Consider the following 16,634-nt stretch of genomic DNA (forward strand, 5'->3'; position numbering starts at 1 on the left):
TATAAGACCGACTGGTCAGTCAGTATGTTCTTATTGTAATTTTAGAAACAAAAAATGTCAATATTAATATTGACATTTTACATGTATTTAACAATACAAGTCTTATTATATTATTCTTTTTTATTATCACAAGATGCTTTTATAAAATCTCTAAATAACGGTTGACTTCTCGTAGGTCTTGATTTGAATTCTGGATGAAATTGACTAGCTACAAACCATGGATGATCTTTAATTTCTACTATTTCTACCAATCTTTCATCTGGAGATACTCCAGATATTTTCATTCCATTTTCTTCTAATCTCTCTTTATATTGATTATTAAATTCATATCTATGTCTATGTCTTTCATATACTAATTCTTCATTATATGCTATACTAGCCTTGGTTTCTTCCTTTATTTTACAAGGATATAGTCCAAGTCTCATTGTTCCACCCATATCTTCAATATCTACCTGCTCTGGCATTATATCTATCACTGGATTAGTTGTTGATGATAAAAGTTCTGAACTATGAGCATCTTTTAATCCTAATACATTCCTTGCAAATTCTACTACTGCCATTTGCATCCCCAAACATATTCCTAAAAATGGAACTTTATTCTCTCTAGCATATTTAATTGCACATATTTTTCCTTCTATGCCTCTATGTCCAAAACCACCAGGAACTAATATTCCATCAACATTCTTCAATAGGTCTTTACAATTTCCATCATCTATATCTTCAGAATGAATCCAATCTATATCTATCTCTACTTCATTAGCTATTCCTGCATGCTTTAATGCTTCTGCCACAGAAAGATATGCATCTTTCAGCTCTACATATTTTCCTACCAAAGCAATCTTTATTTTGTCTTTAGGATTCTTTATTTTTGCGACTATCTCTTTCCATTTAGATAAATCTGGATTTTTAACATTAAGCTTTAATCTATTAACTACCATTTGCGGAAATCCTTCTTCTTCAAGCATTAAGGGAACCTCATATAATGTATCTGCATCTAGATTTTGTACTACATTATTGTGATCCATATTAGAAAAAAGTCCTATTTTCTCCTTTATTTCCTGAGATAATTCATGCTCTGTTCTGCATACTATTATATCTGGTTGAATACCAATACCTCTAAGTTCTTTTACACTATGCTGTGTAGGTTTAGTTTTTATTTCTCCAGCTTTAGCTAAATATGGAATTAATGTAACATGAATATACATTACATTTTCTATTCCTATATCATATTTAACCTGTCTTATTGCTTCTAAAAATGGAAGACTCTCTATATCTCCTACAGTTCCACCAATCTCAGTTATAACTATATCTACCTTTTTTTCCTTAGAAACTCTATATATTCTATCTTTTATTTCATTAGTGATATGAGGAATTACCTGTACTGTACCTCCAAGATAATCTCCCTTTCTTTCCTTTGTTATAACTGACCAATACACTTTTCCAGTGGTTACATTGCTATTTTTACTCAAATTTATGTCAATAAATCTTTCGTAATGTCCTAAATCGAGATCTGTTTCTGCACCATCATCTGTGACAAAAACTTCTCCATGTTGATAAGGACTCATAGTTCCTGGGTCTATATTTATATATGGATCAAATTTTTGTATAGTAACCTCAAGACCTCTACTTCTTAAAAGTTGTCCTAAAGATGCAGCAGTTATTCCCTTACCCAAAGATGAAACAACTCCACCAGTAACAAATATATACTTAGTATCTGACATATCTTTACCTCCTTCTTTTTTAGTTTTCATGTTTTTCGCCCATTAATAACTTTATTATTCTATATTAAGACACATAATATGTCAAATTAATTTAAACATTATTTACTTGTAAAATTTCTCATAGTATGATATGCTTCTATTTAAAGAAAGTAAAGAAAGAAAACTTCATATTAAATTACAGGGGGGGGCTTATATTAATAGGCTGAGATAGGAATGTTATTCCTGACCCTAAGAACCTGATTTGGATAATGCCAACGAAGGGATGTAGCTATAGGAATAGTATTTTTGCTATATACTTTTATAGGTATATAGCTTTTTTTATTGTCAAGGAAAATTTATTTAATAAAAGTTTTAAACCATTGGTAAATACAAGCGTTAGTAGTAACAGAAAATATTGAAAGACAATAAAAAATAAGGGTTGTAGGGGATGAAATCCCCTGCCGTATTAGAAGGGTGCTCAGGTACACGTATTACGCACCGTCGAAGGGAAACTAGATTTCCCTAGCGAAGCGGACACGTTTCTAGTCCGCATTTTTTAATATTTTAAAAAAGGGGAGAATAAAAATGAATTATACTACTCAAATGGATGCTGCGAAAAAAGGAATCATAACTAAAGAGATGAAAATAGTTAGTACAAAAGAAAATATAGATATTGAAACTTTAAGAGAGAAGATAGCACTAGGACATATTGTTATTCCTGCAAACAAAAATCATAAATCATTAAATCCAGAAGGAATAGGTAATGGACTAAAAACTAAAATAAATGTTAACCTTGGTATATCTAGGGATTGTCCTAATATAGAAACAGAATTAGATAAAGCAAAAACTGCAATAGATATGAAAGCCGAAGCAATAATGGATTTAAGCTCATTTGGTAAAACAGAAGAATTCAGAAAAAAATTAGTTAATATGTCTACTTCAATAATTGGAACTGTTCCAGTATATGATGCAGTAGGGTTTTATGACAAGGAATTAAAAGATATCACAGAAAAAGAATTCTTGGACGTAGTTAGAAAACATGGAGAAAATGGAGTTGATTTTGTAACTATTCATGCAGGATTAAACAAAGACACTATTAAAACATTTAAAAAAAATAAAAGAGTTACTAATATAGTCTCAAGAGGAGGTTCTCTAATATATGCATGGATGGAACTAAATAATAAAGAAAATCCTTTTTATCAACATTATGATGAATTATTGGATATATGTGTAAGATATGATATAACAATAAGCCTTGGTGATGCTTTAAGACCAGGAAGTATTGCAGATGGAACAGACGCATCTCAAATAGCAGAGCTAATGGTATTAGGCGAATTAACAAAAAAAGCTTGGGATAAAAATGTACAGATTATAATAGAAGGACCAGGCCATATGAAATTAAATGAGATTGAATCTAATGTCTTATTGCAAAAGAAGCTTTGTCATGGTGCACCATTTTATGTACTAGGACCAATTGTTACAGATATAGCTCCGGGATATGACCACATAACTTCAGCAATAGGTGGAGCCTTAGCTGCTAGTCATGGAGTAGATTTTCTATGTTATGTAACACCAGCTGAACATCTAAGATTACCTACATTGGAAGATATGAAAGAAGGAATAATAGCTTCAAAAATTGCTGCTCATGCAGGAGACTTAGCTAAAGGAATAGAAAACGCTGAAAAATGGGATTTAAAAATGAGTAAAGCTCGACAAAAGCTAGACTGGACAGAAATGTTTAATTTAAGTATTGACAAAGAAAAAGCTAAAAGATATAGACAAGAATCTGTCCCAGAACATGAAGACAGCTGTACTATGTGTGGTAAAATGTGCTCTATGAGAAATATGAATAGAATTATAGAAGGAAAAAATATAAATATATTAAGATCGGAGAATTAAAATACATAATCTCTCCATTTAAAAAGACCCTGATCAATTAGGGTCTTTCATATTATACTAATTTTCTTTCAACCATTTCTGTTACTATGAATGTAGCTACATCATTTGCAAAACTTCCTGTTCCAAATCCTGCATCATAACCTAATTCTTTAGCTAATTCATGAGATATTCTTGGTCCACCACATGTTAATACTACATTATCTCTTAAACCTTCTGCTTCTAGTAATTCAACTAATTCAGTAAGATTAGGGATGTGAACATCTTTTTGAGTAACTATTTGAGAAACTAATATAGCATCTGCATCTAATTCAATAGCTTTTGCTACAAGTTCTTCATTAGGTACCTGACTTCCCATATTTATAGCATTTATTCCTACGTATCTTTCTAATCCATAATGTCCATCAAAGCCTTTCATGTTCATTATAGCATCTATACCAACAGTATGAGCATCAGTGCCTGTGCAAGCTCCAATTACTGTTATTTCTCTTTTAACATTTTCTTTAATATAATCTTCTACTCCATATTTGTCCATAGAGTCAACTTCAACCTTAGGTACTTCAATTTTACTGAAGTCTACAGTATGTTGACACTTACCATATAATACAAAGAATGTATATCCTACACCTAAATCAGAATAATGTACGACTTCAGGATCTTCCAATCCCATCTTCTTTGCTAATATCCTAGCTGCTTCCTTTGCTTCATCACCATAAGGTATCGGTAATGTAAAAGCAGTTTGCATCATACCATCATTTAATGTATCTCCATAAGGCTTTACTTTTGTTAAATCTACTTTCTCTATTGCCATTATCTTTCACCTCCAAGCATTAATTTAATGAATGGATTATAATAACCTTCATCTTTAGTAATAACTCCATCTAGACCTTTTCCACCATCTCTTGGTCTCTTAACATCCGCAAATTTACCTTTTTCTATAGTAGAGAATAATCCTTCTTCTTTTATATCCTTAAGAAGTACATCTGCATCTTTTAATACATTTTGAGCTCTTGTCTGAATCATTCCACCATCTTTAAATTCTATTTCGTCTCCAATACTTCTTGCATTATTAAATATATATTGAGCATTCTCTATTGAAAGAGCTCTATCATGTAGGTGTGGAGTATGAATTGCTTCTGTAGGCATACCTAATAATTGTATTCCTTGATTTGTCCATACTGATATAAGATTGAACATTGCATCTTGAAGATGTCCTTTAAATATATTTCCTGTCATAAATTTAGTTGGAGGCATATATTTAAGAGGTGCATTAGGGAATATTTCTCTAGCCATTTGAGCTTGAGCTAATTCAAGTAAAAATCCATTTTCTAATGATGGGTCCATCTCAAAAGCATGACCTAATCCCATCTGCTCTTCTGGTATTCCAGCTTTTAATGCAAATTGCTCATTCATAAGTTGAGATGCTAATACTGTATGAGCTTCTTCTACTGCATCTGCTGTAGTAAGATAATTATCTTCTCCTGTATTTATAATAACTCCACCAAAACCATTAATTATTCTAGAAAAATATTGGTCTACTAGAGTTCTTTGCATATTTATATCTCTAAATAGTATTCCATATAATGCATCATTAAGCATTACATCTAATCTTTCCATTGCTCCCATTGCTGCAATCTCTGGCATACATAATCCTGAACAATAATTACATATTCTTATATATCTTCCAACTTCTTTTCCCACTTCATCAAGTGCTTCTCTCATAAGTCTGAAGTTTTCTTGAGTTGCATATGTTCCTCCAAATCCTTCAGTAGTAGGACCATAAGGTACATAATCTAATAAACTCTGAGCAGTAGTTCTTATAACTGCAATAACATCCGCCCCTTGTCTAGCTGCTGCTTGAGCTTGAACTATATCTTCATATATATTTCCTGTTGCAACTATGACATATAAATAAGGTTTTCTACCTTCTCCTAATCTCTCTATATATTCTTCCCTTTTAATTCTATTTTGTCTAATCTTCTCAGTTGTATCTTTTGCTATTCCATCTATTGCCTTGTATATATCTTCATCGGAAGCTATAGGTAATTTAGTTAAATCAATATCACCTGCGCTTACCATTTCCGCAATCTTCTGAGGCTCTTCTCCTGTATGAACCATTGCATTACCTATCCAGTAAGCAATACCCTTTCCTAAGCCTCCTCCTTCTTTAACATTATCAACAACTACATTCGGTAATGGTACTTCTATTTCATCTATTCCATCTATTCCTAAAAGTCTAGCAACCGTTCTTTCTACTGATATAGTAGAATGTCTATCTATAAATTCTTGAACATCTTCAGCAATATCTTTAGCAGCATTTCTGGCGCTATCTACTATGCTAAAATCAAGATTTAATTTACTTTTCATAGTTTGTCTCTCCTCTCGTTAATATATCTTCAGCTATATTTAATACTTCTTCTTGAAGACCCATAAATCTAGCAATATTCAAAGCATCTCTTGGTACCTGAGTATGCTCTTCTACTCTTTTTAACCGATAATCCATAAATGTACTAATCATTTCAATTCCATGTATATCTGACTTGCCCATCTCTAATTTAAGTTTATCATAATCTAAATTTTCTAATCCAACCACTTGATAATGTACTACACCTTCAGTATTCGCAACATTATCATAATGACTCGTTATGACACTAATAGAAGGTTTATCTAAAAGAAATTTAACTATAGCTTTTGATATAGCATAACCTTCTTTCGGATTTGTTCCTCTTGCTAATTCATCGATTAAAATAAGTCCGTTTCTATTACTTTCCCCTAATGCACTTTTCACCTGATATATTTCTCCCCCAAAGGTGCTAAGTCCTGAATCGATGGACTGAAGATCTCCTATAGATACATATACATATTCAGCTATAGAAGCTTCCATTTGTCTAGCAGGAACTAGTAATCCATACTGTGCCATAGCTGTCAATAAAGCTATAATCTTTAATGTAATAGTTTTTCCACCCATATTAGCTCCGGTAATACATGTACTTCCCGAGCTAAGGTTTATAGATATTGGTATAAATTCACTTTTCCGTTTAGCAAGTTCATCTTGAACTTCAGGGTGAATACCATCTACAATATTAATCTTATTTCCGTCTGTTATCTTAGGTCGAGTACAATTAAATTTCATTGCTAAATAAGCCTTTGCTATTCTTAAATCCATATTAGATATAGACTGGATATTTTTATCTATAAAACTTTTATGTTTTGATATTTCTTTTGATAATCTTTCTCTTATAATTAATTCTTCTTTTTCTTCCCGTTCCTTTAATTCCTCTAATCTATCTAATAATTTCTCTATATCTATTCCATCTTTAACTTTATATCTAATAGCCATATAACTCTCAGATAAATATTCAAAATCTGAATGGTCAGATATTTTATCATTTAACTCTGAATCTTCCTTGGAAACTATTACTTCCCCCTTAGGATTTATCCTAATGTTTAGTTCTTTTTTTAATCTATTTTTCTTTTCAGTTTTCTTTATCTTTATTTGTTTCCCTAAAGACCTTTTTTCTTCCCTAATATTTGTTAAGGCTTCTGAATATTCATCATAGATATAATATGTTTTTAGTTCCTTATTTTCAGGGTCAAATAGTCTTTTCAATTCTTCTGAAGAACTTATTAACATATCTTCAGAGGAATCAAAAGACAATTTATCTATTAAAAGTTCCAAATCCTCTATAATATTCATAAAACTCTTTATCTCATATAACTCTATCACTGTAAGTATTTGATCATTTTGAGCTCTATATAGAGAATTCCTAATATCTTTGACATGAGCTAAAAGAGATTTTACTTGATTAAATATATTTCTATTATCTTTAATACTCTGTGTAATTACTTCAACCTTATTCAACTCTTCCTTAAGATCATTTATATTAAAAAAGGGAACCATTTCTGCTTTCTTATCTTTGCCATAGGGAGTTAATGGTTGAAGTTGATTCATTATATAGTTAAACCCTATTAAAGACTTTACATCCTTATTCATATATTTAATCATACTTAAAACCTCCTTATATCATCACATCAAATACAGGTAAATCTTTAATATAATTACTCATCTTTTCCTTAAATTCCTCAGGATTAAAATAATATCCTAAAGGTGAATAGGGATTTAATGTTATCGCGATAACATTGATAGTATTTAATACTTTAATTTTAACTCCCTTTTTCTTAAACTTTAACCAATCTTTTGGCCCTACAAAAATCTTAGTTCCATCAGGGACAACTATAGTTACATCTTTATATAATTTTGAGTATTCAGTTATATCTTTTAATGTTTTTGTTACTAAAGAACCTGTCATAAATACATATTTACTATTTTCATCTATATTATCTGCAATAACTTTTCCAGAATTTATTGATGTTTTTATATTTAGTCTATTTATATTAAAATCCTTATCTATAATGGATATATCTCTTGTATTATCTATTAATATTCCTTTTAAATCTTCTTCTACTTCTGGAAGACCTAAAAGAGTCTTTTGATGAAGAGTTTCTTCTATAACTTTATCCATGCTTCTACTTAATACAGCTCCTGTGGCTAAAACAGCTCCATCTGTAATATTAGGGTCTGCCACCGCAATCCTATTTATAGAGCCATCAACTAAAACTAAATCCGCTCCTAATTGAAGAATCCTATCTGATATCACTTTCATCTCCTTTATAGTTTGAGGTCCAGCAATTTCTATATATCCCCCATCAATTACTCTCCCTAAAACTATCTTCCCCATTGGAGATCTATAATCTGTGATTTCAATTATTTCTATAGTAGCATCACTTATTTCTATACTACCTGTAGTAGTTGCTATAATATTTCCTTCAAAGGCATATATGGCTGGTTTTTCAGTATTGGTCAATACATCTATCCGTTCACCATCTCTACCAGTAGATGTTATACCTAAATTTATGTCTCTATCATATGAATCCTCTATTATTCTATTTAATGTCACCGTTTTTCCTGCGTTTTTTGCCATTCCTATTATTGAAACTATTTTACATTTTTGATGTACTAAATCGACTAATTCCATACCAGCCTGCCCTCCTTTTTTCTTATGTTAAATATTTATAACCGAAAATTTTATTATCTTTTTATAAATTGAATTTACATCAATAATCTAACTATTACTTGTTAGCTTCTGCTCTCTTCTTAGCTCTTTCGTTTCTTTCAAGTTTAGTAGGCTCTAAAGCTATGTCGTTTCCTTGTAATAATCCTGCAACTCCAGTTAGTTTATGTTCTTTCTTACCTGTACATACATCACAATTGCACTTAGATTCTTTTATTTCTGGCTCAGTATAAGTTGTAACAACACCTTCAAAGTTTCTTAATACAACTTTATTTGATGATTGAGATACTACATAGTTTGGCATTACAGGAGTTTTTCCTCCTCCACCAGGAGCATCTACAACAAATGTTGGAACTGCATATCCAGAAGTATGACCTCTAAGCCCTTCTATAATTTCAATTCCCTTACTTACAGGAGTTCTGAAATGCTCAATTCCCATAGATAAGTCACATTGATAAATATAGTATGGTCTTACTCTTATCTTAACTAATTGATGAACTAAATCTCTCATGATATGAACACAATCATTTACTCCTCTAAGAAGTACAGATTGGTTTCCTAATGGTATTCCAGCATTTGCTAATAATTCTATAGCTCTTGTAGATTCCTCTGTAATCTCTTTTGGATGGTTGAAATGTGTATTTAACCATACTGGATGATATTTTTTAAGCATATTTACAAGGTCTTCAGTTATTCTTTGAGGCATAACAACTGGAGCTCTTGAACCTATTCTTATTATTTCTACATGAGGTATTGCTCTTAATTTCTTGATGATTGACTCAAGTCTTTCATCAGATACTAGTAATGCATCTCCACCAGATAATAATACGTCTCTAACCTGTGGTGTATTCTTAATGTATTCTATAGCCTTATCTATTCTATCCATTCCCATAGCAGAGTCTTGTTGTCCTGCAAATCTTCTTCTTGTACAATGTCTACAATACATTGAACATTGATCTGTTATTAAAAGAAGTACTCTATCAGGATATCTATGAGTTAATCCTGGTACAGGTGAGTCAGTATCTTCATGAAGAGGATCTTCCATGTCAGCTGCTCCCATATGAGTTTCTACTGCTTGAGGTACTGCTTGAAGTCTAACTGGACAATTTGGATCATCTTTATCCATTAATGATGCATAGTAAGGTGTAATACCCATTCTAAATTTCTTTAATGTTTTAGCAATATTTTCTTCTTCCTCTTTAGATATGTTTATTACCTTTTTTAAATCTTCTACAGTATTAATTCTGTTTCTTACTTGCCATTGCCAATCATTCCATTCTTCTTTCTTAACATCTTTCCACATTTCAATGTCTTTGTAACCCATTTACAAAACCTCCCTTATTTATTATGCATATAATTCTTCATATGTCTTTCTTAACTCTTCACTTTCTCTTAATATTTGAAGAGATATTTCAGCATGTCCTTTTGTATAACCATTACCTACTATCATACTTATGTCTTTTCCTACTCCTTCAGCTCCTAATGCAGCTTTTGTAAAGCTTGTTGCCATACTGAAGAAATAAACTAATCCTTCATCCTTAGTAGCAAGAATACTACCCATTTCAGTATTTGGTACATTTACATTATTTATAGTAATATCAGCCATTTTTCCATCAGTTACTTCGCTAATCTTATTCATCACTTCTACTGCATTTGTAGCATCCGCAACTATATAATTATCAGCTAAGTTTAATTTTCTAACTCTATCAATAGTCTCTTCATTATGTCCTAAACAAATAACATTACCTGTTATTCCTGCTCTCTTCTTAGCTTCATATAAGCAAAGCATACCTGATTTTCCTGCTCCACCAATAATTACTACTGTATCTCCAGGACTTACTAATTTAGCAGTTTGAGCTGGTGCTCCTGCAACGTCTAATACTGATAATGCTAAGTTTTCTGGAATATCTGAAGGTAATACTGCATATATTCCACTTTCAAAAAGAATTGCTTTTCCTTTTATATCTACTTGATCTATATCTTTTCTTACATCTACTATTTCATCAATTCTTAAAGGTGTTAAAGATAATGATACTAATGTTGCTATTTTATCTCCAATCTTTAAATCAGTTTTTCCTTCTAATGCAGGTCCTATTTTTTCAATAGTTCCTATAAGCATCCCACCAGATCCTGTTACTGGATTTTGATGTTTTCCTCTTTCATCAACTATACTTTTCATTATTTCTTTAATCTTTTCAACATCACCATCTGCTTCTCCCTTAATTTGAGTAAAACTTGCAGAGTCGATATTCAATGTTTGTACATCGATTAAAATTTCATTGTCATAAATTTCCATGCTATTGTCTATTTTAGTAGCTGGTTGAGGTAATTTACCTTTTGGCTCAATTACCCTATGAGTTCCATATGGACATCCTTTCTTCATAAAAAACGCCTCCCTATAATATTTATATTTTAATTTTTTCTTAAAAGGTTTTCCTGCCATCTATAGTAATGCAAATGCTATGCCACTTTTTCATTTTTTTACATTTTCCATATAAAATATTATAAAAAATACTATTAGCCTAGGCTAATAGTATTTTAAAAGAATTATATATTTTTTTAACATAAATTATTTTTTAAATTCTAATTGATTATTTAAATTATATATGGGTAAAAATTTTTTATATTTTAAATTTATAGCCGAATATTGGGCATAAACATTGTTTTATTGTTAATTATTAGACTAAGATTATAAATAAATATATACTAATTTTTATTCCTTATACTTGTTTCCTACTTCCAATCAAACGATATATTAATTAAAATATATGAATAAATTATATAATAAATAATTTAAAGTTTTAATTACTTATTCAATTAATTTTAACATTATTATGTCAAATACCTTGTTTTTTCACTCTTCTAGCTTTTTAATGTTCAGCTAAGTTTTAAGCAGTTTATGCCGAATTTTAAGCACTTAAAGTTTATACTTGATTTATAGATAACAATATGCTCATATTCTTAAATTCATCCTATTTTTTCTCTTTTAATCCATATTTCTTAATTTTATACTGTAATGTCTGTCTAGGTACTAAAATAAGTTCTGCCGTTTTCGTTATATTCCAGTTAGTTTTATTAAGTCCTGAAAAAATAATTTGTTTTTCTAATTCTTCAACTGCTTTGTTTAACGGTTGAATTTCTTCTTTGTTAACTGTAGATTTTTCTATAAAATCTACAAATTGCGAAGGAAGATGCTTCTCTTTTATAATATCAGTCTCTTCTATAGATAATATACCTTGAATAACATGTTCCAACTCTCTTACATTACCAGGCCAACTATATTTATTAAATACATTTAAAGCTTCATTAGATATGTCTTTTACTGATGTATTTAATTTTTCATTATATTTATCTATAAAATATTCTACTAATACAGGAATATCATCTATTCTTTCTCTTAATGGAGGTATTTCAAGATTTATTACACTTAATCTATAAAATAAATCTTTTCTAATTAATTTTTCTTCCATAGCCTTATCAGGTTCTGTATTTGTTGCCGTTATTATTCTTACATCTACATCTACCGTTTTAGTTGAACCTAACCTTCTTATACTTCCATCTTGTAATACTCTTAACATTTTTGCTTGAAGTTCAAGGGGCATTGAATTTATTTCATCAAGAAATAATGTTCCTCCATTAGCCAGTTCAAACAACCCTGGTCTATCTTCTGCTCCAGTAAATCCTCCCTTAACAGTTCCAAATAATATTCCTTCTAAAAGGTTTGCAGGTAAGGCTGCACAATTCTGAGCTATAAAATGATCATTTTTTCTACCACTAGCATTGTGTATAGACTGAACTAACAGTTCTTTGCCAGTTCCAGTTTCTCCATATATAAGTACTGGAGAAGATGTTCTGGATGCCCTTAATGCCATAGCTTTAAGTTTGATCATACTGGAATTTTGTCCTATTATATCTACAAAGGTATATCTAGCCTTTTCCTTATTCTTCCTAGGCTTTTCTTTATCCTTATATAACTCCTTCTGTAAATCAACTATTTTCTCTGATAATTTTTTAACATTTGTTATATCCGTTGATATCTCAATGGCTCCTTTTATTCTTCCTTTTTCCTTAATAGGAATCGATGTATTTACTGTAGTTATCCTATCTCCTTTGTAATTTACAAAAGATTGCTCTGCATTATATATAGGTTTACCGGTTTCCATTACTCTTATAAGAGTACTTGTATCATAGGATAGAGAAGGATATACTTCTAATATATGTCTTCCTATTGTTTTATCCCTATCTAATTCGTCAAGATTTTGAACTGATTTATTGAAATACAATATTTTACCTTTTTCATCGATTATTTGAATACCTTCTTCTAAATAGTTTAGTATCTCAAATATATTTTCTCTGAAAAAAATATCCTTCATTTTATTCCTCCTGTCTTGATTTTCAACATCTAATAACTACCACTTAAATATATTATTCTCTTATGATAATGAAATATCTAATGTATTGAAACTTTCCATTGTATTAGATATTATCAATTTATATTTTAGACTAAGTTCACCTTTACCTTCATCGTTTATATTAACATTAACCTTTTGAGTAGCTACTTCCATATCTAAATTACCATAAGCTGTAGTATATTGAGTACTATATTTATCTCCCTTTTTAAACGTTAGCTTAGACTTATTTTGCCCAAATCTTTTCATCCACACTTCATCATTCTTTATCCTTAAAGTTGTAGTTGAATCTTCCATGCCTGATATCTCGGATTCATCATATACTATATAATAAAAATTATTCTTCTTATAAAACTTACCTTCTGTAATCAACTCTATTCTATCGCTTTCTCCATCGTCTCTTTTCTGAGTTCCTAATATCTTTACAGTTATATTTTTCATTATATCTCCCTTTCTATTTACTTAGAAATATTCTTTAACAAGTTTAATACTTATATTTCTATTATATCATTAAATAAAAAAAGAAAAACCCAGGATATTTATCCCAGGTCACATCATCAATGTTCCATTTTCATCTTGAATTATTTGAAGTATATCCTCTTGCCTTCCATCTAAAGCATTTATATATACTATAAAATCAGATCCTTTATATGTTCCACTAAATTCATAACATAATAAATCATTGTTTCCTCTGTCTGGTATAACTGCTAGACGAACATTTTCAATATCGAATCCAATTCTAACATTATCCCTTGCTTCTTCCTCAGTAATTTTAGGCTTTGGTAAATCTCTTTCATGATTACTCTTAAGAAAATTAGCTGCATCTATCCCTATTATTTCTCCATCATCTAAAGATACTTTCACCTTTATTAAATCTGTATACATTGGGATCCCATCCTGCTCATATACAAAATTAAATAAGATTGAATTATCATATTTTGTACTATAATTAGCTTGCATACTAGTATAACCATTCTCATCCAAAAATTCCTTTGCAATCTTTAAAGCCTCTTTTTCACTAATATTCTTATCTTCTACTTCTTTGGAATTTTCCATCCATACTACTTTTCCACCTTGTATACTCACTCCTATAATTATAGATTCGCCTTCATTATCAGGTGTTATACTAAATGTATAAGCATCTATATTAGAACTACCTGTAGACTCACCTTTATTAAACATATTTACATCCTTTGGATTCTTAATTCCAAGAAAATCTAAGGCTATTTTTCTTGCTTCTTTTTCATTTACAGTATCTTCTCCTAACCCTTTAGGTTCCACATTAAGTACTTGATCAGAAAATGGTCCATCATATATTAATTCTGGATATTCAGTCATTTGTTCTTCTTCATATTTTTGCATCTGAGCATCTAAAATATCTTCATTGGCTTCTCCTATTTTATCCTTTTCTCCTTCTCTAATTTTAAACATGGTTAAATCCCCTGTCAAAATTTCATCATGTGCTTCTTGCAATTCAGCTGTTAACTGTTCTGTATAATCTTGTAATCTAAACAAAGTCTGTCTTTCTTTATCATCTAATTTATCTCCCTTAATATATCTGCCTATTAAAGAATAACTATAATCAGCAACTTGATTTAAAAACTTTTCAGTTTTAGCCAAATTTTCATGTCCTATAGGTAATTGAGATAATTTATCATGGGCAAAATACGCTTGCTGATATATTTGACTAAGCAATAATATATCACTTTCCTCTGAAGCAGATACTAAAGATTTAGATAAAGACGTTTGAACAGTCTCTACATTATCCTTCATATCATAAAATATCCTCTGATATTGATTAATTAATTGATCTTCATAGTAATTTCTCATTCTATATTGATTATATCCCCATACTCCTGTAGCCAATATTGCTATTGCTAGTATTGTTGGGATAATAGCTTTTTTATATCTCATAATAACCTCCTCTAGTTTCCAAACCAATGCTTACCTATCTCAATGACTTTCTCTCTTGACCATATCCATTTACTTGTAGCAGTAGCCGGATTCCAATAATACAAACATCCATATGTAGGATCCCAACCATTTAATGCATCTCTAGCAGCTCTCAAGGATTCATTATCAGGACTCAAATTCATCTGCCCATCAGCTACTGCTGTAAAAGCTAATGGCTGATAAATAACTCCTGCTATTGAATTAGGAAAAGAAGGATTTTCAACCCTATTCAATACAACTGCTGCAATAGCAACTTTACCTACATAAGGCTCTCCCCTAGCTTCTCCATGAACTGCTCTAGCTAAAAGATATACATTATCATCTCTTGTAACACCAGTAGTTTGAGCTTGAGAAACTCCTAGGGATATTCCTAGAGAATTAGCTGTAGCTGGACCTATTATTCCATCTACTGTTAATCCATGTTTTCTTTGAAATTGTCTAGTAGCTCTATACATTTGAGGACCATATATACCATCAACTGAACCCTCATAATATCCCCAATCTTTCAATCTTCTCTGTGCTTCCCTTACTGTATCCCCTGAAGAACCCCAATATATAACTCTTGGAGCTCTTGCTGAAATTTTAGAATATCCAGAAGAAGTAGCTTCATTCAGATTATTACTTCGACCCGAGAATATGCTAATAGATATCAATAAAATTAAAAGTATTGATATAATTATTGTAAATTTTCTCATTTTAGTCCTCCTTATATTTCTTTGTTAGATTACATTGGAATTTTATTATATTTTCTGTAAAAAAGCTTAATATTATGCACAAAAAAAGAAAGGTTAAACCTTTCTTTTCCTATCTTATATTTCATTATCAAATAAATTTGCTAATTTAGTTTTACTCTTTTCTAATACTTCTACTAATTTAAATTTTATTTTCACTGCTTTATCTTTAGAATCATTATCATCCTCTATCATGTCATATTCTTCATCTGTAAGTACCTCACTCATATTTTTACTTGTTTCTTCAGTTTCTATCTCATCATCCATATCTAAAAAGCATAATGGTGGAAACATAACACACCACCAATTCTCACCCTTACCTTCTCCTAAAACTACCCTTAGTGCAGTATAATTACCTGCTGGCAAAGTAAAGCCTCCATAACTTTTAGTAGGAAAATCATAATCTCCAAAATACACGTTCACATCATATTCTTTACCTATTCTATTTAACTCTTTTTTTGCAATATCTTGTATGACATCCATATTTCTGTCCAAAATTTCTCTAGTCTCTGATATAGACTTAGACTTCTCAAATTTCGGAGTCATTTCCTCTATAATCTTATCTCTTATTATTAGTTTTATCTCTTGATCCTCATTAGTATCACTATTGGCTATAACATGGAGTCTAATAAGCTTTTCCTTATAACTATCTACATTTTTATATACTTCAGCTAATGATACAGCTCCTATTCCCATTACTACAAAGATCACTAATACAATAGTAATAACTATTTTTATTTTACCCTTCACCCCTATACCGTTGCCAAAACCTTATAGAACCCTATAAGTTTGTTTAATTCCTTCTTCAACCTACCCTATTTTGCAATTCATTAGAATATGCTACTCTAGTTTGATATAATAGTCCAAAGGCTT

General features: G+C 30.5%; 13 protein-coding genes and 1 riboswitch. Of the genes, 1 reads left to right on the top strand and 12 read right to left on the bottom strand.

Annotated features, from left to right (window positions below):
* Positions 1–110: 110 nt before the first annotated feature.
* Positions 111–1,721: a CTP synthase gene (gene pyrG, locus GOQ29_RS04745; protein ID WP_203371495.1), complete on the bottom strand. Its 1,611-nt coding sequence runs from the start codon at positions 1,719–1,721 to the stop codon at positions 111–113.
* Between the two features lie 170 nt (positions 1,722–1,891).
* A riboswitch (TPP riboswitch) is annotated at positions 1,892–2,001 on the top strand.
* A gap of 284 nt (positions 2,002–2,285) precedes the next feature.
* Between pyrG and thiC the strand changes: the two genes are divergently transcribed.
* Entirely contained in the window at positions 2,286–3,599 is a 1,314-nt protein-coding gene (gene thiC, locus GOQ29_RS04750) for a phosphomethylpyrimidine synthase ThiC (RefSeq protein ID WP_203371496.1), read from the top strand.
* Positions 3,600–3,651: 52 nt separating this feature from the next.
* On the opposite strand, the gene kamE is transcribed toward thiC, so the two are convergent.
* The 11 genes from kamE to spoIIR all read right to left on the bottom strand — a co-directional run bounded on the left by kamE (position 3,652) and on the right by spoIIR (position 16,511).
* Complete coding sequence (gene kamE / locus GOQ29_RS04755) at positions 3,652–4,407, bottom strand: lysine 5,6-aminomutase subunit beta (protein WP_203371497.1); 756 nt, start codon at positions 4,405–4,407, stop codon at positions 3,652–3,654.
* Complete coding sequence (gene kamD / locus GOQ29_RS04760) at positions 4,407–5,963, bottom strand: lysine 5,6-aminomutase subunit alpha (protein ID WP_203371498.1); 1,557 nt, start codon at positions 5,961–5,963, stop codon at positions 4,407–4,409. The genes kamE and kamD overlap by 1 nt, the downstream gene beginning before the upstream one ends.
* Positions 5,953–7,602: a lysine 5,6-aminomutase reactivase ATPase KamC gene (kamC, locus tag GOQ29_RS04765; protein WP_203371499.1), complete on the bottom strand. Its 1,650-nt coding sequence runs from the start codon at positions 7,600–7,602 to the stop codon at positions 5,953–5,955. The genes kamD and kamC overlap by 11 nt, the downstream gene beginning before the upstream one ends.
* Before the next feature lie 13 nt (positions 7,603–7,615).
* Positions 7,616–8,632, bottom strand: coding sequence for a lysine 5,6-aminomutase reactivase subunit KamB (gene kamB / locus GOQ29_RS04770; protein WP_203371500.1), 1,017 nt, complete (start codon positions 8,630–8,632; stop codon positions 7,616–7,618).
* A gap of 94 nt (positions 8,633–8,726) precedes the next feature.
* The gene (gene kamA, locus GOQ29_RS04775) at positions 8,727–9,992 is read right to left on the bottom strand and encodes a lysine 2,3-aminomutase (RefSeq protein ID WP_203371501.1); all 1,266 of its coding nucleotides are present in this window, start codon (positions 9,990–9,992) and stop codon (positions 8,727–8,729) included.
* Positions 9,993–10,013: 21 nt separating this feature from the next.
* A complete protein-coding gene (gene kdd, locus GOQ29_RS04780) occupies positions 10,014–11,051 on the bottom strand; it encodes an L-erythro-3,5-diaminohexanoate dehydrogenase (RefSeq protein WP_203371502.1) in 1,038 nt (345 codons plus the stop codon).
* Between the two features lie 589 nt (positions 11,052–11,640).
* Positions 11,641–13,041: a sigma-54 interaction domain-containing protein gene (locus GOQ29_RS04785; RefSeq protein ID WP_203371503.1), complete on the bottom strand. Its 1,401-nt coding sequence runs from the start codon at positions 13,039–13,041 to the stop codon at positions 11,641–11,643.
* Between the two features lie 60 nt (positions 13,042–13,101).
* Complete coding sequence (locus tag GOQ29_RS04790) at positions 13,102–13,518, bottom strand: YwiB family protein (RefSeq protein ID WP_203371504.1); 417 nt, start codon at positions 13,516–13,518, stop codon at positions 13,102–13,104.
* A 108-nt stretch (positions 13,519–13,626) separates the two neighbouring features.
* On the bottom strand, positions 13,627–14,991 hold the full coding sequence (gene ypeB, locus GOQ29_RS04795; protein ID WP_207750644.1) for a germination protein YpeB: 1,365 nt from the start codon (positions 14,989–14,991) through the stop codon (positions 13,627–13,629).
* A gap of 11 nt (positions 14,992–15,002) precedes the next feature.
* Positions 15,003–15,725: a spore cortex-lytic enzyme gene (gene sleB, locus GOQ29_RS04800; protein WP_203371505.1), complete on the bottom strand. Its 723-nt coding sequence runs from the start codon at positions 15,723–15,725 to the stop codon at positions 15,003–15,005.
* Positions 15,726–15,839: 114 nt separating this feature from the next.
* Positions 15,840–16,511: a stage II sporulation protein R gene (spoIIR, locus tag GOQ29_RS04805; RefSeq protein WP_350445973.1), complete on the bottom strand. Its 672-nt coding sequence runs from the start codon at positions 16,509–16,511 to the stop codon at positions 15,840–15,842.
* Positions 16,512–16,634: the final 123 nt, after the last annotated feature.

The sequence above is a fragment of the Anaeromonas gelatinilytica genome, assembly GCF_016820635.1.
GTDB classification, from domain to species: Bacteria; Bacillota; Clostridia; order Tissierellales; family SIT17; genus Anaeromonas; species Anaeromonas gelatinilytica.